This window comes from Geomonas limicola (genome assembly GCF_014193675.1).
GTDB lineage: Bacteria > Desulfobacterota > Desulfuromonadia > Geobacterales > Geobacteraceae > Geomonas > Geomonas limicola.
Window position 1 is genome coordinate 1 of sequence record NZ_BLXZ01000009.1, and the last position, 23,657, is coordinate 23,657.

16 protein-coding genes are annotated in these 23,657 nt (G+C 64.0%); 1 reads left to right on the forward strand and 15 read right to left on the reverse strand.

Annotated features, from left to right (window positions below; all coding sequences use genetic code 11):
• The first annotated feature begins 9,980 nt into the window (after positions 1-9,980).
• Positions 9,981-10,271, forward strand: coding sequence for a DUF1294 domain-containing protein (locus H7688_RS18955; RefSeq protein WP_246329889.1), 291 nt, complete (start codon positions 9,981-9,983; stop codon positions 10,269-10,271).
• Between the two features lie 25 nt (positions 10,272-10,296).
• Here the strand turns inward: H7688_RS18955 and H7688_RS18960 are convergent, their stop codons facing one another.
• The 15 genes from H7688_RS18960 to H7688_RS19030 all read right to left on the reverse strand — a co-directional run bounded on the left by H7688_RS18960 (position 10,297) and on the right by H7688_RS19030 (position 23,479).
• Complete coding sequence (locus H7688_RS18960; protein ID WP_183362822.1) at positions 10,297-10,854, reverse strand: L,D-transpeptidase; 558 nt, start codon at positions 10,852-10,854, stop codon at positions 10,297-10,299.
• 106 nt (positions 10,855-10,960) lie between these two features.
• A complete protein-coding gene (locus H7688_RS18965) occupies positions 10,961-12,118 on the reverse strand; it encodes an acyl-CoA dehydrogenase family protein (RefSeq protein ID WP_183362824.1) in 1,158 nt (385 codons plus the stop codon).
• 214 nt (positions 12,119-12,332) lie between these two features.
• Positions 12,333-13,244, reverse strand: coding sequence for an electron transfer flavoprotein subunit alpha/FixB family protein (locus H7688_RS18970; protein WP_183362826.1), 912 nt, complete (start codon positions 13,242-13,244; stop codon positions 12,333-12,335).
• A gap of 10 nt (positions 13,245-13,254) precedes the next feature.
• On the reverse strand, positions 13,255-14,031 hold the full coding sequence (locus tag H7688_RS18975; RefSeq protein ID WP_183362829.1) for an electron transfer flavoprotein subunit beta/FixA family protein: 777 nt from the start codon (positions 14,029-14,031) through the stop codon (positions 13,255-13,257).
• Between the two features lie 234 nt (positions 14,032-14,265).
• A complete protein-coding gene (locus H7688_RS18980; protein WP_183362832.1) occupies positions 14,266-15,411 on the reverse strand; it encodes an acyl-CoA dehydrogenase in 1,146 nt (381 codons plus the stop codon).
• Positions 15,412-15,500: 89 nt separating this feature from the next.
• Entirely contained in the window at positions 15,501-16,283 is a 783-nt protein-coding gene (locus tag H7688_RS18985) for an enoyl-CoA hydratase/isomerase family protein (protein WP_183362833.1), read from the reverse strand.
• Positions 16,284-16,493: 210 nt separating this feature from the next.
• Complete coding sequence (locus H7688_RS18990) at positions 16,494-17,339, reverse strand: 3-hydroxybutyryl-CoA dehydrogenase (RefSeq protein ID WP_183362834.1); 846 nt, start codon at positions 17,337-17,339, stop codon at positions 16,494-16,496.
• A gap of 52 nt (positions 17,340-17,391) precedes the next feature.
• Positions 17,392-18,567, reverse strand: a complete 1,176-nt coding sequence (locus H7688_RS18995) for a thiolase family protein (RefSeq protein ID WP_183362835.1) — start codon at positions 18,565-18,567, stop codon at positions 17,392-17,394.
• A gap of 224 nt (positions 18,568-18,791) precedes the next feature.
• The gene (locus H7688_RS19000) at positions 18,792-18,986 is read right to left on the reverse strand and encodes a hypothetical protein (RefSeq protein WP_183362836.1); all 195 of its coding nucleotides are present in this window, start codon (positions 18,984-18,986) and stop codon (positions 18,792-18,794) included.
• A 94-nt stretch (positions 18,987-19,080) separates the two neighbouring features.
• The gene (locus tag H7688_RS19005; protein WP_183362837.1) at positions 19,081-20,010 is read right to left on the reverse strand and encodes a diguanylate cyclase; all 930 of its coding nucleotides are present in this window, start codon (positions 20,008-20,010) and stop codon (positions 19,081-19,083) included.
• Positions 20,011-20,124: 114 nt separating this feature from the next.
• Complete coding sequence (locus H7688_RS19010; protein WP_183362838.1) at positions 20,125-20,280, reverse strand: hypothetical protein; 156 nt, start codon at positions 20,278-20,280, stop codon at positions 20,125-20,127.
• A 78-nt stretch (positions 20,281-20,358) separates the two neighbouring features.
• Positions 20,359-20,634: a hypothetical protein gene (locus tag H7688_RS19015; RefSeq protein WP_183362839.1), complete on the reverse strand. Its 276-nt coding sequence runs from the start codon at positions 20,632-20,634 to the stop codon at positions 20,359-20,361.
• Positions 20,635-20,694: 60 nt separating this feature from the next.
• A complete protein-coding gene (locus H7688_RS19020) occupies positions 20,695-21,573 on the reverse strand; it encodes a pseudouridine synthase (protein WP_183362840.1) in 879 nt (292 codons plus the stop codon).
• 209 nt (positions 21,574-21,782) lie between these two features.
• A complete protein-coding gene (locus H7688_RS19025) occupies positions 21,783-22,952 on the reverse strand; it encodes a M24 family metallopeptidase (RefSeq protein ID WP_183362841.1) in 1,170 nt (389 codons plus the stop codon).
• Positions 22,946-23,479: a nitroreductase family protein gene (locus tag H7688_RS19030; RefSeq protein ID WP_183362842.1), complete on the reverse strand. Its 534-nt coding sequence runs from the start codon at positions 23,477-23,479 to the stop codon at positions 22,946-22,948. The genes H7688_RS19025 and H7688_RS19030 overlap by 7 nt, the downstream gene beginning before the upstream one ends.
• Positions 23,480-23,657 lie beyond the last annotated feature (178 nt).

Genomic DNA, 23,657 nt, shown 5'->3' on the forward strand with positions numbered 1-23,657 from the left:
GGGCGGTCACGCCGCTGGCATCCACGGTCACCGTGGTGGCTGCGTCGATGGTGTTGAGATCCCCCGCGTCGGCCGAACCGGTCACCGTCACGGTGTAAGCGTTGCCGGTGCCGTTGAGCCCCGCGAGGGTTCCCGCAGCGTGGTCGCTCAGGGTCGCGGTGATGACACCGTCGGTGGCAGCCTGGATCCCGTTCGCCTGGGCCACGGTCACTGCGTCGGAGACAGTGACCGCCTCGTGGGTCGACAGGGTAATCCCGCCGGCGGCGATTGCCGTGGCGATGTCTGNCACCGTCACGGTGTAAGCGTTGCCGGTGCCGTTGAGCCCCGCGAGGGTAGCTGCGGAGGTGTCGCTCAGGGTCGCGGTGATGACACCGTCGGTGGCAGCCTGGATCCCGTTCGCCTGGGCCACGGTCACTGCGTCGGAGACAGTGACCGCCTCGTGGGTCGACAGGGTAATTCCGCCGGCGGCGATTGCCGTGGCGATGTCTGACTCGAGGCCGGTAAGCGTGGTGACGCCGCTGGCGTCCACGGTTACCGTGGTGGCGCCGTCGATGGTGTTCAGGTCGGCGGCGTTGGCAGAGCCGGTCACCGTCACGGTGTAGGCATTGCCGGTGCCGGTAAGGCCGGCTAGGGTGCCCGCCGAGTGGTCGCTCAGGGTGGCGGTGATCAGCCCGTCCGTGGCAGCCTGGAAGCTGTTCGCCTGTGCCACGGTCACCGCGTCGGATACGGTGATCGCCTCATGAGTCGAAAGGGTGATGCCGCTTGCGGCGATGGCCGTGGCAATCTCGACCTCGAGACCGGTAAGGGTCGTGACGGCCGAGGCCCCCACGGTCACCGTGGTGGCAGCATCGATGGCGTTCAGGTCGGCGGCGGCTGCGGAGCCCGCTGCCACGGTAACGGTGTAGGCATTGCCGGTGCCGGTGAGCCCGGCCAGGGTGGCGGCCGAGGTGTCGCTCAGGGTGGCGGTGACGACGCCGTCGGTCACGGCATCGATGGCATTCGCCTGGGCCACAGTTACCGCGTCAGAAACCGTCACGGTTTCGTGACCCCACAGGGTGATGCCGCCAGCGCCAATGGCGGTGGCGATGTCCGACTCTAGGCCGGTCAGCGCCGTTACACCGCTGGCATTGACGGTTACCGTGGTAGCGCCGTCGATAGTGTTCAGGTCCGCCGCGGCGGCCGAGCCGGTAACAGAGATGGTGTAGGCGTTTCCGGTGCCGGTAAGGCCGGCCAGGGTGGCCGCCGAGTGGTCGCTCAGGGTGGCGGTAATGATACCGTCGGTGACCGCCTGAATACCGTTGGCCTGGGCGACCGTGATGGCATCGGTAACGGTGACGGCTTCGTGGGTCGACAGGGTGATGCCGCCAGCAGCCAGGGCTTGGGCGATGTCGGCTTCCAGGCCGGTTAGGGTGCCGACGGCCGAGGCGTTGACGGTGACGGTGGTGGCGTTATCGATGGTGTTGAGATCGGCCGCGTTGACCGAGGCGTCGGTGACCGTAACGGTGTAGGCATTCGTCGTGCCGGTCAAGCCGATGAGATGCGCCGCATCGTGCTCGGTGATGGTAGCGGTCACCAAGCCGGCAGTTTCACTGCTGATCTGGTTAGCCTCCGCAACGGAAGCCGTACCGCTGTTCACGGTGGCGTCGACACTCGGGTCGAGCAGGATGCCGGCAGAGGTCAGGGCAGTGATGATGGCCGCGGAAGTCCCGGTGACCTGGGTTACGGTGGTGCCGTCCACGCCAAGCGTGGTAGCAGCATCAATCGTGTTCAGGTCGGCGGCGCTCACCACGAAGTCCGTGACGGTTACGGTGTAGGAGTTGTTGCCGGCGGTGAGCCCGGCCAGGGTGGCCGCGGCGCCGGTCACCGTGGCGGTGATCACCCCGGTGGTGTCGGCGTTGATGGTATTCAGGTTGCCCACGCTGGCAGCGCCGGTCACGGTGGCGTTGTAGCTCGTCGAGGTAGTGATCCCGGCGGAGTTGATGGCGGTGACTATGTTGGCCGCGGTGCCGGAAATCGCCGTGATGGCGGTGGCATCGATCACTGCCGTAGTGTTGGTGTCGATGGTGTTCAGGTTGATGGCGGTGGCGGTGCCGGCATCCAGGGTGACCCCGACGTTGGCGGCCGTGTCGATGGTCGCCGCGCTGATCACGGTGGCGACCTGGGTGGCACTGCCGGTCAGGGTGGTTACCGCGTTGGCGTTCACCACGGCAGTGGTGTTGGCGTCGATGGTGCCCAGGGTAGCGGCGGTCGCACTGCCGGCATCCACGGTGACCCCGACGTTGCCGGCGGTATCGATGGTGGCGGCGCTGATGGCGGTGGCGATAGCGGCTGCGCTGCCGGTCAGGGTGGTGACGCCGGTGGCACCGACGTTGACGGTGGTGGCTGCATCGATGGTGTTGAGCAGCGCAGCGTCGGCGGTCACATCGGTCACGGTCACGGTGTAGGCGTGGCTGCCGGTCAGGGTGGCAAGGGTTGCCGCCGAACCGTCCGAGATGGTGGCGGTGATGGCACCGGTGCCGTTGTGGGCGTCGATGTTGTTCGCCTGGGCGACGCTGGTGGACCCGGTGGGCGCCGCATCGAAGCTGCCGGCTGTGATGGTGCCGGCGCCGATGGCGCTGGCCACGGCGTCGATCTCAGCGGCCGTGCCGGTGATGGCGGTCACCGCGGTGGCTGTTACGGCAACCGTGGTGGCAGTATCGATCAGGGTAAGGTCGCTGGCTGCGGCCGTGGTGTCGGTCACGGTGACGGTGTAGGCGTGGCTGCCGGTCAGGGTGGCGAGTGTTGCCGCCGAACCATTCGAGATGGTAGCGGTGATGGCGCCGCTGCCGTTGTGGGCGTCGATGTTGTTCGCTTGGGCCACGCTGGTGGTGCCGGTCGGTGCGGCGTCGAAGTTGTTGGCCGTGATGGTGCCGGCCCCGATGGCGCTCGCGATGGCGTCGATCTGGGCTGCCGTGCCGGTTACGGTGGTGACGGCGCTCGCGTTCACGGCCACCGTGGTGGCGGCGTCGATGAGCGTCAGGTCGCTGGCGGCGACGGTGGTGTCGGTCACGCTAATCGTGTAGGCGTGGCTGCCGGTCAGGGTGGTGAGTGCGGCGGCGGTGCCGTCCGAGATGGTGGCGGTGATGGTACCGGTGCCGTTATGGGCGTCGATGTTGTTGGCCTGGAGGACGCTGGTGGACCCGGTGGGCGCCGCATCGAAGCTGCCGGCCGTGACGGTGCCGGCACCGATGGCGCTGGCCACGGCATCGATCTCGGCGGCGCTGCCGGTGACGGCGGTCACCGCAGTGGCTGTCACGGCAACCGTGGTGGCCGCATCGATCAGGGTCAGGTCGCTGGCGGCTGCCGTGGTGTCGGTCACGGTGACGGTGTAGGCGTGGCTGCCGGTCAGGGTGGCAAGGGTTGCCGCCGAGCCGTCCGAGATGGTGGCGGTGATGGCACCGCTGCCGTTATGGGCGTCGATGTTGTTCGCCTGGGCCACGCTGGTGGTGCCGGTCGGGGCGGCGTCGAAGTTGCCTGCCGTGATGGTGCCGGCACCGATGGCGCTCGCGATGGCGTCGATCTCGGCTGCAGTGCCGGTGACAGTGGTGACGGCGCTGGCGTTAACTGCCAACGTGGTGGCGGCATCGATGAGCGTCAGGTCGCTGGCGGCCACGGTGGTGTCGGTCACGGCAATCGTGTAGGCGTGGTTGCCGGTCAGGGTGGTGAGTGCGGCGGCGGTGCCGTCCGAAATGGTGGCGGTGATGGTTCCGGTGCCGTTATGGGTGTCGATGTTGTTCGCCTGGAGGACGCTGGTAGCCCCGGTGGGCGCCGCATCGAAACTGCCGGCCGTGATGGTACCGGCGCCGATGGCACTGGCGATGGCGTCGATCTGGGCGGCGCTGCCGGTGACGGTGGTCACGGCAGTGGCGTCCACAGTCACGGTGGTTGCCGCGTCGATGAGGGCGAGGTTCGCGGCCGATGCGGTGCTGTCGCTGACGATGATGCTGTAGGCGTGGCTGCCGGTAAGGGTGGCAAGCGTTGCGGCCGAGCCGTCCGAGATGGTGGCGGTGATGGCGCCGGTGCCGTTATGGGCGTCGATGTTGTTCGCCTGTGCGACCGTGGTGCTACCGGTCGGGGCCGCATCGAAGTTGCCGGCCGTAATGGTACCGGCCCCGATGGCGGTCGCCACCGCGTCGATCTCGGCGGCGCTGCCGGTGATGCTGGTGGCTGCGCTGGCATTGACCGTTCCGGTGGTGAGCGCATCGATGGCGGTCAGGTCGCTGGCGGCAGGTGCATTGTCGGTAACGGTGACGGGGTGGCTGCCGGTAAGGTAGCCGCCGGCGTTGGCAGCAAGTTCGGCGGCCAGGCCGGTGATGGTGCCGTAGGTCAGCGTGCCGGTGGTGAAGGCGTCGATGGTGGCGAGCTCGGTAAGCGTCGCGGCATCGGTTACGGTGACGGCATGTGCGCCGGTGATATAGCCGTCCGCGTTGGCCGCCAGTTCCGCTGCCAGGCCGGTGATGCCGGCGTAACTCAGCGTGCCGGTGGTAAGGGCATCGATACTGGCCAACTGGGTAAGCGTCGCGGTGTCGGTCACGGTGACGTCGTGCGCGCCGGTGAGGTAACCGCCCGCGTTGGCTACCAGTTCTGCGGCCAATCCAGTGATGCCGGCGTAGCTCAGCGTACCGGTGGTAAGGGCATCGATGCTGGCCAACTGGGTCAGGGTCGCGGTGTCGGTAACGGTAACGTCGTGCGCACCGGTGATATAGCCGCCGGCGTTGGCGGTGAGCTCCGCGGCCAGACCGGTAATCGCCCCGTAGGTCAGCGTGCCGGTGGTGAAGCCGTCGATGGTGGCCAACTGGGTCAGGGTCGCGGTATCGGTTACGGTCACCGGGTGGCTACCGGAAATGTAGCCGCCAGCGTTGGCGGTGAGTTCCGCGGCAAGCCCGGTAATCCCGGCGTAGCTCAGGGTGCCGGTGGTAAGGGCGTCGATGCTGGCCAACTGGGTAAGCGTCGCGGTGTCGGTAACGGTAACCGGGTGGCTGCCGGTAATGTAGCCGCCGACGTTGGCAGTGAGTTCTGCGGCAAGGCCGGTAATCCCCGCGTAGCTCAGGGTGCCGGTGGTGAGCGCATCGATGCTGGCCAACTGGGTCAGCGTGGCTGCGTCGGTCACGGTAACGTCGTGCGCGCCGGTGAGGTAACCGCCCGCGTTGGCCGCCAGTTCCGCAGCCAGGCCGGTGATGCCGGCGTAGCTCAGCGTGCCGGTAGTGAGGGCATCGATGCTGGCCAACTGGGTCAGAGTCGCGGTGTCGGTCACGGTGACGTCGTGTGCACCGGTGATATAGCCGCCAGCGTTGGCGGCCAGTTCAGCGGCCAGGCCGGTAATACCGGCGTAGCTCAGGGAACCGGTAGTGAACCCGTCGATGGTGGCAAGTTGGGTCAGCGTCGCGGTATCGGTCACCGTCACCGGATGGCTGCCGGTAAGGTAGCCGCCAGCGTTGGCGGTGAGTTCCGCCGCAAGGCCGGTAATTCCCGCGTAGCTCAGGGTACCGGTGGTAAGGGCGTCGATGCTGGCCAACTGGGTAAGCGTTGCAGTGTCGGTCACGGTAACCGGGTGGCTGCCGGTAAGGTAGCCGCCGGCGTTGGCAACCAGTTCCGCGGCAAGGCCGGTGATCCCCGCGTAGCTCAGGGTGCCGGTGGTGAGCGCGTCGATGCTGGCCAGTTGGGTAAGCGTGGCTGCGTCGGTCACGGTAACCGGGTGGCTCCCCGAGATGTAGCCGCCGGCGTTGGCCGCCAGTTCCGAGGCCAGCCCGGTAATCGCGCCGTAGGTCAGCGTGCCGGTAGTGAGTGCATCGATGCTGGCGAGTTGGGTCAGTGTCGCGGCGTCGGTTACGGTAACGTCGTGCGCGCCGGTGATGTAACCGCCCGCGTTGGTCGCCAGTTCTGCTGCGGTCCCGGAGATCCCGGCGTAGATCAGCGCGCCGGTGGTGAAGCCGTCGATGGTCGCCAGTTGGGTCAGCGTCGCGGTGTCGGTCACGGTCACCGGGTGGTTGCCGGTGATATAGCTACCAGCGTTGGCGGCGAGTTCTGCAGCAAGGCCGGTGATCCCGGCGTAGTTCAGCGCGCCGGTGGTGAAGCCGTCGATGGTGGCAAGCTGGGTAAGCGTTGCGGTATCGGTCACGGTCACCGGATGGCTACCGGTGATGTAGCCGCCGGCGTTCGCGGTGAGTTCCGCGGCAAGACCGGTAATCCCCGCGTAGCTCAGGGTGCCGGTGGTAAGGGTGTCGATGCTGGCCAACTGGGTAAGCGTTGCGGTGTCAGTCACGGTAACCGGATGGCTGCCCGAGATGTAGCCGCCGGCATTGGCGACCAGTTCCGCCGCGAGGCCGGTGATCCCCGCGTAGCTCAGGGTGCCGGTGGTGAGCGCGTCGATAGCCGCCAGTTGGGTCAGCGTCGCTGCGTCGGTCACGGTAACCGGGTGGCTCCCCGAGATGTAGCCGCCGGCGTTGGCCGCCAGTTCCGCGGCCAGGCCGGTAATCGCGCCGTAGGTCAGCGTGCCGGTAGTGAGCGCATCGATGCTGGCGAGCTGGGTCAGCGTCGCTGCATCGGTCACGGTGACCGCGTGGCTGCCGGTTACATAGCCGCCTGCGTTGCCTGCCAGGGCGGCCGCCGTGTCGGCAATGCCGGCATAGCTGATGGCGCCGGTGGTGAAACCGTCGATGGTGGTCAACTGCGCGATGCTGGCGTCATCAGTGACGGTCACCGCATGGTTACCGGTAATATAGCCGGCAGCGTTGGCTGCGAGTGCAGCGGCAAGTCCGGTGATCCCGGCGTAGTTCAGCGCGCCGGTGGTGAGGGCGTCGATGGTGGCGAGCTGGGTCAGCGTCGCTGCATCGGTCACGGTGACCGCGTGGCTGCCGGTAATATAGCCGCCGGCGTTGGCGGCGAGTTCCGCGGCCAGGCCGGTGATGCCGGCGTAGGTAAGCGTACCCGTGGTGAGCGCATCGATGCTGGCAAGCTGGGTGAGCGTTGCGGTGTCGGTCACCGTGACGGCATGGCTGCCGGTGATGTAACCGCCCGCGTTGGCGGTGAGCTCCGCCGCCAGACCGGTGATGCCGGCGTAGGTCAGGGTCCCGGTGGTGAGCGCGTCGATGGCGGCGAGCTGGGTAAGCGTCGCCGTGTCGGTCACGGTGACCGGGTGGCTGCCCGTGATATAGCTCCCCGCGTTGGCGGCAAGTTCGGCCGCAGTACCGATGATCCCGGCGTAGCTGAGGGAACCGGTACTGAGGGCATCGATGGTTGCCAGCTGGGTCAGGGTCGCCGCGTCGGTAACCTGGACCGCGACGCTGCCGGAGAGGTAATTGCCGGCGTTTGCGGCGAGGTTGGCTGCGGTATCGCTCACCTGCGTGGCGGTGACGGTACCGGCGTAGAAGTCAATAGCGGCAAGTTCCGCGATGCTGGCCGCATCGGTGACGGTTACGTTGTGGCCGGTGCTGTAGCCGGCGCCCGAGTGGTCCGCCTGGATGTGGGCCAGGGTGTCGCTGATCGAGGTGACGGTAACCGTGGCGGCGAAGCCGTCGATAGTGGCGATATCGGCGATGCTGGCGGCGTCGGTGATGGTGACGTTGTGGCCGGTGGTATAGCCGGCGCCCGTGGTATCGGCAAGCAGGTGCGCGGCGGTGTCGCTCACCGAGGAGACGAAAACGGTCCCTGAATAGGCGTCGATCGCGGTAACCTCGGCGATGCTCGGGCTGCCGGTCAGGTAGACGTCGTGGCCGGTACTGTAGCCGGCAGCTGCGTGGTCGGCTGCGATATTTGCCGCGCTGTCGGTGATGCTGTCGTAGTGGATGGTGCCGGTGGTGTTGGCCGCGATCTGGGCGAGTTGCTGGATGCTGGGGCTGTCGCTCACTACCACGTTCTTGCCGTTGATGTAGTCGCCCGCGTTGGCTGCCAGGTTGGCGGCGGTATCGACGACCGAGCTCTGGACGTTGCTGATGGAACCGGCGCCCGAGGATGCCAGGGTCGTTGCCGAGTCGATAGCGGTGGCAACAGCGGCGATCGAACCGGTTACGGCCCCGAAGGAGCTGCCGGCGGCGCTGTCACCCAGGGCGACGATCTGGTTCTGGATCGCGGTGAGATCGGTGCTGTTTGCGAGGTCGAGCTGGTGGTTTGCGTCGAAGGTGGTACCGAGCAGGCTGACGATGGAGTTAAGGACCGTGCTCCCCAGGCCGGTAGCGTGGGACTCTGCCTGGCTCATGGTTGCGGCGAGTTGCGCAGCGGCCTTCTGGATTGCCAGTGCCGTCGGGTCGGTCGGGTTCGCCGCCAGCGGATCGTAGCTGGTCAGGTTCTGGTTCAGGCCGGTGAGGCCCAGGGCCGCTTCAACGACTGCCTCCGCCTGTGCCGTCGAGACGTTGTTGGCCTGGGCATAGCTCTGAATCAGGGTGGTGATCGGGTTGACCACCACTGCGCTCCCCTGCTCTGCACTCAGTACCAGGTTATTGGTGAGCCCGGTGTCGACGTTCTGGCCCCCCTTGATCATGATGTTGCCGGACTTGGTGGTGGTTCCGGAGAAGTGACCGGCGCCGTCGGTGGTGATCCCGGTGAACTCGCTCTCCTGGATAATGCCGTCGTGGTTCTCGTCGATGTAGACCCGGGCGCCGGAGATGTAGCCGTCGGCCACCACGCCGCTGATGGCAGTGCCGCTGGAGCCGTGGCTGCTGGAGCCGCCCATGCCAATCGCCGCGCCTACGCCACCACCGACTGCGGCTACGCCGCCGGCGATCCAGGGAAGGAAGCTGCTCCCTTCAGCATGGGCAGCCGGCGCAGCGGCAGGGGCAGCGGCAGGGGCGGCCGACAGGTCGCCGCCGGCAAGTGCGCACTCACCCGGCCCGGCAACTGAACCCGCCTCGGCCACCTGGGTGTAGCCCGAAGCATCCGCCATCAATACCGGTGCCGCATCGGAAACCGCCACCTGAGTCGCGGCGTCAGTCGCGGTGCTCAGCTCCTGATCCGGAGCAGCGTGCTTTCCCTCGACTTGGCCCAGGGCAGATTTGGCAGGGGACACCAACTCGTGGCCGGCGGTGTGACGAGCTCCGTCTACCTGCTGACCTGCGGGGACTTTTTTCCCCACCAAACCGGCGGCTATCTTCCCACTGTTGAGTTCGTTGCGAGATTCCTTGGACATTTCAGTTTCTCCCTTCTGGATGTTGAATATGAATCGGATGTGAGTGGTGTATTCCGTTTATGATCACGCGCACGCGTTGTTTTCGATGTCTTCTGCCCTACCGCCTCTGTCCACCGTGACAGGTGGCGAATTTAAAACACCATGATGAAACTGATAATCGGTCAATTCCCTCAAATCTGTAGGGTCGGGAAATTATAATTTCCAAATTTTGCACATCATGTCAGTTTCTGAGCAAATGGTTAACCGACAAGGTAAGTTGTTATCTTACAGAAGGTTTGCCAGTTGCTGAGATGACCTGTCATAAGGATGTTGGCAGAGAGTAAGCCATTTAACGAAGCCCTAAAAAGGGTCTCTATGAGTAGCGGTAATGAAAGATATTTTCATTTTTCAGTGAGTGCCTTTTTCTCACCCTCTTGTCTTCAACCAATGTGAGGAATTCCTGTGACTGAAACGTCAGGACCTCTTGTTTACACTTTGTGTGCCTAGGTAAAGATTAATGAGGCAGGCGTTGTCCAAGTTGCAACAGACCGTTCAGATTGGAGTATCTGGAATTTTAGCCGGTGTGGCGCTGTCGGAACCTGTCAAGGGCTTGACTGTGGAACCCGATTCGCTGACGCAATGCCTGCCAAGGTTGCGGCGCCGCCAGCAAGATGTTGACGCGTTTGACGGGAGCGGGTACTTTGCGGGGCATACCAACGGCTGCCGGGGTAGGAATTGCGGTGGCTCACCTTGAGGACAACGGAGGAAAGCGGTGTTTGTCGTGGGTTCGCTACTCTTTTTTTTGCTGCTGGGCTTCCTGTACTGGCAAGGGGTGCTCCCTGTGGGAGTGCTGGTACTGTACGGGTCGGTCGGATGCGGTACCTGGCTCGCCTACTTTTTCGACAAGCAGGCGGCGCGCTCCGACTCCCGGCGCATCCCCGAGAGGACGTTGCACCTGCTGGCGCTGGCCGGCGGGTGGCCTGCGGCGCTACTCGCCCAGCAGCTATTGCGCCACAAGACCCGCAAGGTTTCCTTCCAGCTTGTTTTCTGGGTCACGGTCGTCCTGAACTGCGCGTTTCTGGCCTGGCTTTGCTCGGCAACCGGCGCGCAGGTCCTGCGACTGCTCCCCTAACCTCTCGCCTGCCAGCCGGCCGGGCTCACGGCACGATGTTCACCAGAGTGCCGACCTTTATCTTAGCCGCCAACTCGAGCCCTTCGCTGTTTCCCATCACGAAGCAGCCGCCGGTCACCCGGCGCCCTACCCTGCGCGGGTCGTTGTTGCCGTGGATGCGGTAGATGGCACCTTTCCAGGTTTTATGCGACAGGGAGATCTTGAAGGCCCCCATGTAGTTGAGCGGGTCGCCCGGCGGCACTGCCTTGGGAAGTTCGATGCCGTGCCCGCGGAACACCTGGCGCGAATACTCGGTGGGGTACCACCAGGGGTTCAAAGAGATGGCGGTAACCTTCCCCTGGCCGAGGGGAAAGGTCTTCAGGCCGCGCACCACGGTGCCAACCGGATATTCGGCCACGGCGACCGGCTCGGCGCCCGGGTTCTGCGCGAAGAGGGTGAGCAGGTTTCGGCTGATGCTGATTTCGATGGAATAGCTGAGCGGGGTGCGGCCAGGATCGGTGGAGGCGGTTTGTGGTGCGGACTGGGCAAAGGCGGGCTGTGTCGAAAGGATGAGGGTGAGGAGAAGCAGCAATCGGGTCAACATGGCTTCCGTCCCTGCGACAGACGGGAAAGGCGGAGGTCGCACTCGGCAACGCGGCAGATGAGCCGTCGTTTCCCTTCCTGTCACCATGATAGCATGTCCACCCGGGTCAGCTGAAGCTGCGCAGCACCTCGCGGGCGATGATCAGCCGCTGGATCTCGTTGGTCCCCTCGTAGATGGAGGTGATGCGGGCGTCGCGGGCAAAGCGCTCCACCGGATAGCTCGCGGTGTAGCCGTATCCTCCCAGCATCTGCACCGCCTTGTAGCAGGCGCGGTTGGCGGCGTCGCTGGCAAACAGCTTGGCCATCGAGGCTTCCTTGGCGAAGCTCTTGCCGGTCTCCTTGCGGAAGGCGGCGTTCATCAAAAGGAGCCGGGCGGCCTCCAGTTCGGTATAGGAATCGGCGATCATCCACTGCAGCGCCTCGAACTCGACCAGTTTGCGTTCGAACTGCACCCGCTGCGAGGCGTAAGAGGTGGCGAAGTCCATCGCCGCCAGCCCCACGCCAAGGGCCAGGGAACCGATGCCGATGCGGCCACCGGCAAGTTCGCTCATGGCGATCCGGTAGCCGTCGTTGAGCCGCCCCAAGAGGGCTTCGGCGGGGACCCGGCAGTTCTCCAACAGCACCTCGTTGGTGGCGGAGGCGCGCTGTCCCGTCTTCAGTTCTTCACGCCCGACGACAAGTCCCGGTGTACCGGCTTCGACAAGGAAGCAGCTGATGCCGCCTCCCTTGGCAGCTGCCGGGTCGGTGACCGCCCAGACCACGAAGACGCCGGCGTAGGGGGCACTCGTTATGAAGACCTTGGTGCCGGAAAGCCGCCAGCCAGCGCCATCCGGCTCCGCACGGGTGGCCAGCGCGGCGGCGTCGGAGCCGGCACCCGGTTCGGTGAGGGCAAAACTTGCCGCCGGGTAACTGCCGGAGCAGATCCTGGGGAGGTAGCGTTGTTTCTGCTCCTCCGAGCCCACCGACTGGATCAGCTCGCAGACCATGTTGTTGACTGAGACCGTCACCGCGGTCGAGGCACAGGCCCGGGCGAGTTCGGTGATGGCGAGGCTGAAGGCAACCGAGCCGGTTTCCGAGCCGCCGTAGGTCTGGGAGACGTTGAGCCCCATGAAGCCAAGACAGGCCAGCTCCTTCAGGTTGGCAAGGAAGCTCTCCCGGTCCCCTTCCAGGTCCAGCCGGGCCGCAATCGGCGCCAGCCGCTCGGCGGCAAACTGCCGCGCGGTTTCCTGGATCAGCTTCTGTTCTTCGGTGAGCTCGAGGTTCATGCGTGGTTCCCCGGAAACGATGAGACGGCACGAGCGGCCCGACTCAACCACTCAACGACTCGACACCTTCTCCCGCCCTGACTCGACTCATCCGGGATTTCAGGGAAAGGCGTCCCATGAGGTCCCCTCTCCCCTTGCGGGAGAGGGTCAGGGTGAGGGGGAAGGCGCCACTTCATTGCCTATGGCAGCTTCACCCACCTTGGCCCCCCGCCCTTCATTTGCCGAGTTTGGCGGTCAAGGCCGGTACGAACTGCATCACGTCGGCGACGACCAGAACGTCGGCCACCTCGCCGATGGGGGCGTCCTTGTCCTTGTTGATCGCGACGATGAACCCCGATTTCTTCATCCCGGCCAGGTGCTGGATGGCACCACTGATGCCGCAGGCGATGTAGAGCTTCGGGCTCACGGTCTGGCCGGTGGTGCCGACCTGGTGGGCGTGATCGACCCAGCCGCCGTCGACCACGGGCCGGCTGGCCCCCAATTCACCCCCCAACGCCTTGGCAAGCGCGGCAATGGCAGGGACGTTCTCCGGTTTACCGATGCCGCGTCCGGCACTGACGATGATCTCCGCCTTGCTGAGATTCACATCCTTGGCGACCGCCGGTTCGTATCCCAGGAAATTGACGCCAGGCTCGCCCGCCGTCTCCAGCGGTACGACCTGCGGAGTGCCCCCCGGCTTCAGCACCGGAAACGCGCCTCCCTGCAGGGTAAGGAGCACCGGTGTCCCCTGGGGCTTGACCGTGCGGCGCATCTTCATGTTGCAGCTGGGGAGCTCGAAGCCACCGTCTGCCACCCCCACCACCTCGGAAAGCTGCGGTGCCTTCAAAGCGGCCGCCACACGCGGTGCCAGGTCCCAGCCGTACGAGGTGTGTCCGAAGACGATGTAGTCCGGTTTCTCCTGGTCGACCGTAGCCAGGATGAGCTTTTTGTGCAGGTCCGGGTTGTACTCGCCGAACTTGGCCGCATCAGCCAGGTAGAGTTTCCCGGCAAAGGCAGGGAGATCATCCTGGCGGCCCACCAGCACCATGGCGCTCGTGGCGCCGAGCTTGTCGGCAAAGCCGAACAGTTCGTAGTTGGTATCGAGAAACTTGCCTTCCCTGCATTCGGCAATGAGCAGTGTTTTCATGGCATCCCCCTTAGCGCAGCACGGTGGTCTTGTCGCGGAGTATGTCGAGCAGTTGGTCGACCTGCACGGCGACATCACCCTCCAGCACGATCCCGCCGGACTTCTTCGGAGGTGCGTAGAAGCTCGCAGTGACCGAGCGGGCCTCCTCGTGCAAGAGCTCGCCCACCGGGAGGGTCAGGATCTCCTTCTTCTTCGCCTTCATGATGTTGGGGAGGGTCGGGTAGCGCGGCACGTTGAGACCGAGCTGGCAGGTGACCAGGGCCGGCGTCTTCAGCTGTACCCGCGCCTTGAGCCCGCCTTCCAGCTCGCGGCGCACCGTGACGCTGCCGTCGGCGTACTCGAAGCCGACGATGGTGGTGACGCTGGCAATGCCCAGGATCTCGGCAAGGGTCACCCCCACCTGTGCCGAGCCGCGGTCCTGCGACTGCAGCCCCGTGAAGATGAGGTTGAAGTTCTCCCCCTTGGCGTAGGCGGCGATGGCGGAGGCGATCTGCCAGGGATCCTTCAGGTGAGCCGCAGGATCCTGTACCTGCACCGCGCGGTCGCACCCCATGGCGAGCGCCTTCTTGAGCGCCTCAACCACCCGGTCCGGCCCCACCGAGAGCACCACTACTTCCGGTTCGCCACCTAATTGTTCTTTGAGCTGGACCGCCTGTTCGACCGCATACTCATCGTACTCGTTCATCCGGAAGGCGAGATCGGTATCTGAGTACCAGACACCGGCACTGTCCGGCTTGAAGCGCGATTCCATATCGGGAACCTGTTTGATGCACACAAGGATCTTCATAATTACCTCCTGATTCCCCGGCGGAAGATAGTGAGACCGACGTTTCAGATAATAGCAGCAGGGGTACGACTGAGAGAAACGACCTTGCAGGATTCAGCTTAGCAGAGGGCCCAGAGATAAAGCAACAGCCCATTTTTCGGAAAAGCACCTGTATCTCTAAGTAGTTGAAAGTTCGTCGGGCGTCGCGAACGCGTCACCATCACCCGTGGGACCGTCCTGTCAGGGGAGTCCCGTCTAGTGGTCGGCCAGCAGCAGTTTCGAGATCACCACCCGCTGCACCTCGTTGGTCCCTTCGTAGATTTCGGTGATCTTGGCATCCCGGTACATGCGTTCCACCTCGTAATCGCAGATAAAGCCGTAGCCGCCGTGGATCTGGATCGCCTCCTTGGTGACGTAGGTCGCCGCCTCGGAAGCGAGCATCTTGCAGAGCGCCGAATCGAGCGTGTAGTTCTTGCCCGACTCCTTGAGCCAGGCGGCGCGGTAGGTGACCAGTCGGGCCGCCTCGATGCGCGCGTGCATGTCGGCCAGTTTGAACTGGATGGCCTGGTTGTCGCAGATGGGGACGCCGAACTGTTTGCGCTCTTTCGAGTAGCCCAGCGCTCGCTCGAAAGCCCCCTCCGCGATCCCCAGCGCCTGTGCGGCGATGCCGATGCGGCCTCCGTTCAGGGTGTCCATGGCGATCCTGAACCCCTCCCCTTCCCGCCCCAGGAGGTTCGCCGCCGGGACCCGCACCTGGTCGAGCGCGAAGGCCGTGGTGTAGCTCCCCCGGATCCCCATTTTCTCCTCGTTACGCAGCACCGTCACTCCCGGGGCTGCCAGGTCCACGATGAACGCCGAAATCCCCTTGTGCTTCAGGGTTTTGTCCGAGGTGGCGAAGACGATGCCGGTACCGCGGTAGCCGCCGTTGGTGATGAAGATCTTGGAACCGGTGATGACGAACTCGTCCCCCTCGCGGCGGTACGAGGTCTTGATCGATCCGGCGTCGCTGCCGGCGTCCGGCTCGGTAAGCAGGAAGCAGCCGATCGACCTGCCGCTGACCAGGTCCGGGAGCCAGCGTTCCTGTTGCTCCTGGGTCCCGAAGCTGAGGATCGGGCCGCAGCAGAGCGAGGTGTGTGCGGAGATGAGGACGCCGGACGAGGCGCAGGCCTTGGAGACCTCCTCGACCACCAGGATGTAGGAGAGAAAGTCCATCCCCGCGCCGCCGAACGCATCGGGGAGGTAGCTCCCCAGGAGCCCCAGGTCGGCCATCTTGGCGACCAGCGCATCGGGGATCTGGTGTTCCTCGTCGATGCGCCGGGCGATCGGCTTTACCTCGTGCTCGACGAACTCCCGTAAGGTGTCAAGCAGCAGCTTGTGATCCTGGCTCAGCTCGAAATCCATGTTTCCCCCTGCCGTGCTGCCACGAGCTCTCAGACCTGCGATCCTTCGTTGTCAATTGTCCATCGTCAATTGTCAATTGCTTCCGAACGTCAATTGCTTCTGAAATTTGCCTTTCGTTTCTCGACGAAGGCCGCCATCCCCTCCTTCTGGTCAGCGGTCCCAAAGAGCACGCCGAAGAGCGCCGCCTCGTAGCGGAAGCCGTCCTCCTTGGCCATGTCGAGACCATGGGCGATAGCGTCCTTGGCGTAGCCGATCCCGATGGTCCCTTGCGACGCAATGGCGCGTGCGCATTCCAGCGTCTTGGCAAGGAGCTCCTGCGCCGGGAAGACCTCGTTCACCACGCCCCACCCTTCCGCCTTTTGGGCCGGGATCATCTTGCCCGAGAAGATGAGCTCGTTGGCCCTTTTGGGACCGATCAGCCGGGCCAGGTTCTGGGTCCCGCCGAAGCCGGGCATGATCCCGAGAGTGACTTCCGGGAAGCCGAGCTTGGCGCTCTCACTGGCGTAGAGGAAATCGCAGGCAAGGGCGAGTTCCAGGCCGCCCCCCAGCGCGTAGCCGTTCACCGCGGCGATGACCGGTTTCTTCATCTTCTCCAGGGCGAGCAGCACCCGCTGTCCCTTCAGGGCGAACCGGTGCGCGTCAGGCGGGGTCATGGTGGCCATCTCCTTGATATCCGCACCCGCCACGAAAGCCTTCTCCCCCGCGCCGGTCACAACCAGCACCTTCACCTCCGGGTCCAGTTCCAGCTGGTAGAAGGCGCACTCAAGTTCGTTGAGAAGCTCGCTGTTCAAGGCGTTCAGGCTCTGCGGGCGGTTCACGGTGAGCACGGCGACCGATTCGGAGATTTCCAGCAGCAGATTCTTGAATTCCATTTCTCCCCTCCTAAAAACAAAGACCGGTTTGCCACGGGGCAACCAAGTGCACGGAGAAAATCAGGGTATCGTACCGAGCCTGGCATCGGCCACCGGGAGACTGGTTTTAAGGTGTTACCCCCTGAACCTTACCCTTGGCTTCATCCGTGAAAAGATTCAGTTAACCGCCTTTTCTCCGTGGTCTTGGTGGCTCCGTGGCACCCCCCGCCGTTAATAGCTGAAAAAGCCCCTGCCGGACTTTCTCCCCAGGTACCCCGCGTTCACCATCTTCACCAGCAGCGGACAGGGGCGGTACTTCGGGTCCTTGAAGCCGTCGTAGAGCACGTTCGCGATGGCAAGCACGGTGTCGAGCCCGATGAAGTCGGCCAGGGTGAGCGGCCCCATCGGCTGGTTGGTGCCCAGCTTCATGCCGCGGTCAATGTCCTCGGCACTGGCCACCCCCTCGTAGAGCGCAAAGATCGCCTCGTTGAGCATCGGGATGAGCACCCGGTTCACGATGAAACCGGGATAGTCCTGGGAGAGCGCCAGCTCCTTGTCGAGCTTGGCCACCAGCTCACGGGTCACGGCAAAGGTGGCGTCGCTGGTCGCATGCCCCCGGATCACCTCGACCAGGGTCATCACCGGGACGGGGTTCATGAAGTGCATGCCGATGACCTGTTCCAGGCGACCGGTGGCCGAGGCTATCTTGGTGATGGGGATGGATGAGGTGTTGCTGGCAAGGATGGCGTCGGGCTGAACCACGCTGTCGAGCCGAGAGAAGATCTCCAGCTTGAGCGCCTCGTTCTCGGTGACCGCCTCGACGCAGAAATCGCTATCGGCAAGGGCGGGAAAATCCCGGGTGGTCGAGATGCGCTGCAGGGTCTCCGCTACCTGGCCCTGGGAGATGGCCCCCTTCTTCGCCTGGCGCTCCAGGTTTTGCCCGATGGATCCCAGGGCCTTCTCCAGTTGCGGCGCTGCGATGTCGTAGAGGGTAACCTCGAACCCTTTCAGTGCGAAGACGTGGGCGATGCCGCTTCCCATCTGCCCCGCCCCAAGTACGCCGATCTTCTGGACCACGGCTTCCTCCTTTTGGCCGGCTCCAGGGGCCGGCAGTACGAACACGTTCCGGCTAGACCCGCTCGAAGAGCGCCGCGACCGCCTCGCCGCCGCCGATGCACAGGGTTGCGAGGCCGTAACGTGCCTGCCGTCTTCTCAGTTCACGGACCACGGTGGCCGCCAGCCGAGCGCCGCTCGCCCCGATGGGGTGGCCGAGCGCACAGGCGCCGCCGTTCACGTTCACCCGTTCCAGCGGCAGCTTGAGCTGCTTCTGGGCCAGGAGCACCACCGAAGCAAAGGCTTCGTTGATTTCAAAGAGATCCACCTGGTCGACCGTGAGTCCCGCCTTCTCGAGTACCTTCTGGATGGCCGCTACCGGCGCCTCCGGAAAGAAGTCCGGGTGCATGCTGGCGGTCGCCTGTGCCATCAGGCGCGCCTTGGGGGCCAACCGGTGCCGCTTCAGCCCGTCGGCACTGCAGAGCAGGCAGAGCGCCGCCCCGTCGTTGATGGTGGAGGCGTTGCCGGCGGTGATGGTCCCCTCCTGGTGAAAGGCCGGACGCAACGTGGCCAGGCGCGCCAGGTCGCTCTTGAAGGGCTCCTCGTCGCGCTCCACGGTCTGGCTCCCGTCACGCCCCTTCTTGACCACCGGGACGATCTCCTCGGCCAGGATCCCCTTCTCCACCGCCTCGCGGGCCAGCTGGTAGGAGCGCAGCGCGAAGGTGTCTTGCTCCTCGCGGGTCAAAAGAGCCCGGCGCGCACTGTCTTCGCCGATCTCCCCCATGTGACGTCCGGTGTAGGGATCGAGCAACCCGTCGGCAAGCAAGAGATCCAGCAGCTCACCGTGCCCCAGCCGGTAGCCGCTGCGGGCCTTCTTGAGCAAGTAGGGAGCCTGCGACATGCTCTCCATGCCGCCGGCGATCACCACTTCCGCCTCCCCCAGCCGGATGCTGTCCGCGCCGAGCATGATCGCCTTCAAGCCGCTGCCGCAGACCTTGTTGACGGTAAGGGCGTGCACCTGGTCCGGAATCCCGGCGGCGCGCATCGCCTGGCGCGCCGGCGCCTGTCCGCAGCCGCCCGAGAGCACCTGGCCGACGATCACCTCGTCGAGGGCCTCGCCGGGAAGCGAACTGTACTGCAACAAGGCGCGCATCACCACCGCCGCCAGTTGGTGCGCCGGCTGATCGGCAAGCGCCCCCATGAAAGAGCCGAAAGGGGTTCTCAGGGCTTCTACGACATAGACATCGTTCATGACTCAACCTCCGCGTCAGCGGGACTCGCGACAACACACTATACGCCAGCTTACCTTCAAGTCAAACTCACTGTAAACATTTGTGTAATGGGGAACACTACGGTGCCTGAGAGTGCAGCGGGGATTTAAGAGAATGTCAAAAGGGATGAGCTAGGACGAATGAGAATTGGCATGACAAAGCGGGGAGAATCGGGCACGACGAGGCGCACCTCTGCCACGAGTGGTCAATCGGGATCCAGCTCCTCTTCGGGATACCCCTGCCAGATGAAATCGTGCTGCTTGATGCGCGTTTCCAGTTCGGAAAGTTGCTCGGTCAGCTGCCTGAACAGGCGATTTTTCTCGGCGATGTCGTGGGTGGTATCGAGCTTGGCGAGTGCCGCCAGGTAGTCGGCGTATGCCTCATCAAAGGCCTTGGTCATCGTATCCTCCGGCGCTTGTGCTGCGGCGTAGAGGAATACGTGTACACACATCCTGAACGTTTTTCAACTAAAAAAACCTAATAGTGGGGAATTCCTACACGGGGGTTTCGGCCATCACCTCGACCCGGTTGCGGCCGTTTTGTTTGGCGCGGTAGAGGGCCTCGTCCGCGCGCCTGAACAGCGAGTCGACGCTGTCCACGTTGGGCGCGGGATAGGTGGCAACCCCGAGGCTGATGGTGACGGTGAGGTCTTCCATGGGGGATGGGAAGGTGTGCTCCAAAACGGCCTGGCGCAGGCGCTCGGCAGCCATTACGGCGCCGGCCAGCCCGGTGCCGGGGATGACCAGCACGAACTCCTCGCCGCCGTAGCGAGCGGCGCTGTCGTAGGCGCGCAGCTGGCGCTGGGCGAGCTGGGCCACCGCCGAGAGGACCACGTCGCCGTTTTGGTGGCCGAAGGTATCGTTCACCTTTTTGAAGTAGTCTATGTCGAAGATGATGAGGGAGAGTTCTTCCTTGTTGCGCCTTGCGCGGAAGAATTCGCCGTCCAGGATCTCGGCCAGGTAGCGCCGGTTGAAGAGGTTGGTGAGGTGGTCGATGTTGGTGAGGCGTTTGAGCAGTTCGTTGGCTTTTTTCAGCTCGTCCTGCAGGGATTTGATCTTGAGCTGCACCTTGACCCGGGCCACCAGCTCGCCCACGTCAAAGGGTTTGGTGAGGTAGTCGCTGGCCCCCTGCTCGAGCCCCCTGATCTTGGAGTCGAAGTCCATCATGCCAGTGAGCATGATGATCGGTACCCCCAGAAGCTCGGGACGGGATTCCACCAGCTGCAGAAACTTGAAACCGTCCATGCGGGGCATGTCGACGTCGCAGATGACCAGGTCGGCCTTCGCATCGATCAGGGTCTTGAACCCCTCGAGACCGTCACGGGCCTCCAGGTAGTTTTCGAAGAGCCCCACTTCCTTCAAAGTACGGATGACTTGATCCCGGATGGTGGCCGAATCGTCAATAACCAGAACCGAGGTTGACATGGAGGCAACTCCCTTCACCTTCCGAAGAGGATCTGTCGCGCAGAGCCGACAGTCATAGCATTGCATGATCCGGCGACGCGGAAACTTCCGCAGGCGCTGCGGCCCGTCCCGGCGTTAGTCCCGGGAAGGCTTGACGAAGAGGTAGATGATCAACAAAAAGGGAAACGACGAGAAGGCCGCCTCCAGATTGCCCAGGAACAGCTGCCAGGTCCCGAAACTGATGACTGAGAGGGCAAAAAGGAAGGTAAAAACGGCAACCGGCTTTTTCATACCGGGATAGTAACCAAAGCTTGCCAAATTTGTCCAGAACTTTAATTAAGCGTTCGGCTTCTGCGGCTGGTTATCCGTTCACTCGGTGTTCCAGTCCCAGCAAAAGCGCAGTTCTATGTTGGCGACGATAAGCTCACAGCAGGTCTTCTTGAAGGCAGCCTCGTTGGCGGCGCTGTCCACCTCCTCCTGTGCCACCGTCTCGATCTGGCTGTCGGGAAGGTCGAGCGTCTTTTCAAAAGCCCCCTCGATGATCCCAGGCTGCCACCCTCCATTCTTGAGCGCCTCCTTGAACCGTGCGATGTGCAGCGAGTTGTTCACCCCGTAGTCCACGAGTAAAAGCACACTCCTTGCCATGAGAAACCTCCTGAAGCATCGATCCGGAGCCCGGCCGCCCCGGCAATGGCTTGTAGCTTATCACAAAAGCTCGCGATCCGACTGGAACTTGCGAGGCACACCGCTTACCGGATCGACGAATTCAAGTCGCCTGGCCAGCAGTTTGAGCGGCCTGTCGAAATCGTCGGGCGCCTGATCCTTGAGCCGGGGATAGAGCCGGTCGTTCATGATGGGGAACCCCAGGTCGCTTAGGTGCACTCTCAGCTGGTGCGTCTTGCCGGTCAGGGGAGCGAGCCGGAAGCGGCCCACGCCGTCCACCAGTTCCGAAAGCTCGATGGTGGAGCGGGCGTTCACCTCGCCCGGCACCACCTGCATCCTGAACCAGGGCTCGCCCGGCACCAGCCGGTTTTCCACCCGCCAGTGCCGCTGCGCCGGAACCTCGGCGACCGGCGCCAGCGCCAGGTATTCCTTGCACACCTCCCCCCTCTTGAAGAGCTCGTAGTAGCGCGACCGGGTCTCCGGGTTCACCGAGAAGAGCACCAGTCCCGCGGTCTCCCGGTCGATGCGGTGCAAGGGGACCAGGTCGTGGATCCCGGTCGAGCGGCGCAGGCGGTACAGCAGCGACTGTTCCACGAAGCGCCCCACCGGCGTTACCGGCAGGAAGTGGGGCTTGCAGCAGACCAGGATCTGGTCGTCCTGGTAAAGGATGCGCTCCTGGAAAGGGATCGCCTCTTCGGCCTCGACCTCCCGGAAGTAGAAGACGCGGGTTCCCGGCCGGTACGGCACATCAAGGGCAAGCGGCACCCCCTCCTTGTCCAGGAGCTTCCCCTGGGCCAGGCGGCGTTGCCAGATCGAGGCGGAGATCCGGGGGAACCTGGTACTCAAGAATTCGACGAGGGTCGGATAGGGTTGCGCGGCTTCGGGCAAAAGGACCGAGGCGGGATACGGGGAGATGCCCATCTGGGCTCCTTGGAAAGAGATCTGCCGGCTTGGGGGAGTCGCGGCGCCTGCAGGATACCAGCTTTGCCGCGCGAGGCAAACCTGTTATCGTGCGGACGAAAAAATAGGGGTAACCCGTCGGTTACCCCACCAAGAATGGCCGGCAGAAGGGGCCGATTGCAGCGAGGGCCCGAGTCTTCGCGCTAGCGGCGCTGCGGCCCGCGAGCGTTTCAGACAAACACTATGTCATCCGGAATATCGGTTATCTTTTCGCCGCCCGCCTCACTCACTGCAAAGGTGTTCTCAATGCCGATGACCCCCTGCCCGGGGAACACGAACTTCGGCTCGATCGCGATGGTCTGTCCCGCCTTGAGGGGAACCTTGAACCCCTGGGCAAGCACCGGGAACTCGTCGAGTTCGAGTCCCACCCCGTGTCCCACGAAGCGGGCATTCTCCCCCGGAGGTCCCATGAAGCAGTTGCCGAGCCCCGCCTCCTCGGCCAGCCGTGCCGCCGCCAGAAAGAGCTCCTCGCAGATCGCTCCGGGCTTGAGCCGCTCCACCAGGTAGTTCTGGATTAAGAGCGAGACCTCGAAGGCCTTCATCAGCTGGTCGGGGAGCTTCCCGATGGAGAAGACCCGGGTCATGTCCACGATGTAGCCGTCAAAAACCCCGGTATAGTCCATGAAAACCGGCGACCCGGCGACCAGCGAGGCCTGCGAAGCGCCATGCGGCGAGGCTGCCGAGAGTCCCCGCCCGGTGACCGCGCCGTCGAAGAAACCGGGCATGACCGCACTTGCCCCGGAGAGCGCGAGCCCCATGAAGAGCTCCTGGTTGAAGGCACGCATCCGCACGTACCCCTCCCCTCCCGCTTTCCTCAGGCGGTACTCGAATTCGGCTGCCAGGTCCACCTCGCGCAGACCCGCCTTCAGAAAGTCCGGCACCTGCAGGAAGACCTCCCCCAGGCGCCGGCCGCTTTCGCGCATCCGCTCCAGCTCCCAAGCCGATTTCACCGAACGGACCTCGCGGTTAATCGCCGAGGCATCGACAAATTCGCACCCGGCGAAGAGCTTCTGGTAGAACTGGTACTGCTGTACCGGGACGACGTCGAAGGTGAAGCCGATCTTGCCGAAGTTCGCGGGGAGCGCCGCGGCGAATTCCTTACTGGAGGGGAAGGGACGGATGTCGTCGATGGTCGCCTCCAGGCGGGCCCGGGAGAGACTCTTGCGCACCAAAAGCAGCGGCTCCCCCTGCGCCGGAACCAAGAGCAGCGAGTTTTGCCGTGTGCCGGCGTAGTAGTAGACGTCAATAGGATAGATAAATACAGCGGCATCGAGTCCCTGGGCCCGCAACTCTCCCTTGAGCCTCTCGATGCGCCTGAGTGATTCGGCCTTCTCTAGCATGAATTCCCCCAATCGTCACAATAGGCGATCTCGCCCAGTTCCTTACGCGGCCTTGGTTTGGGCTCCTGGTCCGGGTAACCAAGCGGTGTGACCCCGACCACCCGGATCCCCTGCGGGATATTCAGCGCCGAACGCAGCGCCGCCTCGTCGAACATCCCCATCCAGCAGGTCCCCAGACCGAGGTCGGTGGCTGTCAGGCAGAGGTGTTCGAAGGCGATGGCGGTATCGGCAACGAAATACTCGATACCGTTCTCCACCCCGCTCTCCGTCGGGTCGGCACAGACCACGATGACGCAGGGCGCCATGACCAGCGCCTTCTTCCCCGGGTTCTCGTCCGGAAAAGCAGCCAGAAGGTTCACCTTCTTCCCGGGATCGGTTACCACCAGGAAGCGCCAGCACTGCAGGTTTTTCCAGGACGGCGCCAGCCGGGCCGCTTCCAGGACCTGTTCTATTTTCTCCCACTCGACGGGACGATCCTGATACTTCCGGATGCTGCGCCGGTCGCGAATCACCTGGGAAATGTCCACAGCCGCCTCCCCGGGCCGGTTGCCCTGAGCTAGTCATACACCAAAAACGTTGTTTTGTAAATCATCCATTTCTTGTTTTAGCCCGCACTAACCGGTGCCGGGCATGGTCGACATCCCGGCAGGTAACACACTAAAGAAACGAAAGGTTTTACTCGCTGATTACGACTTGCATCGCACT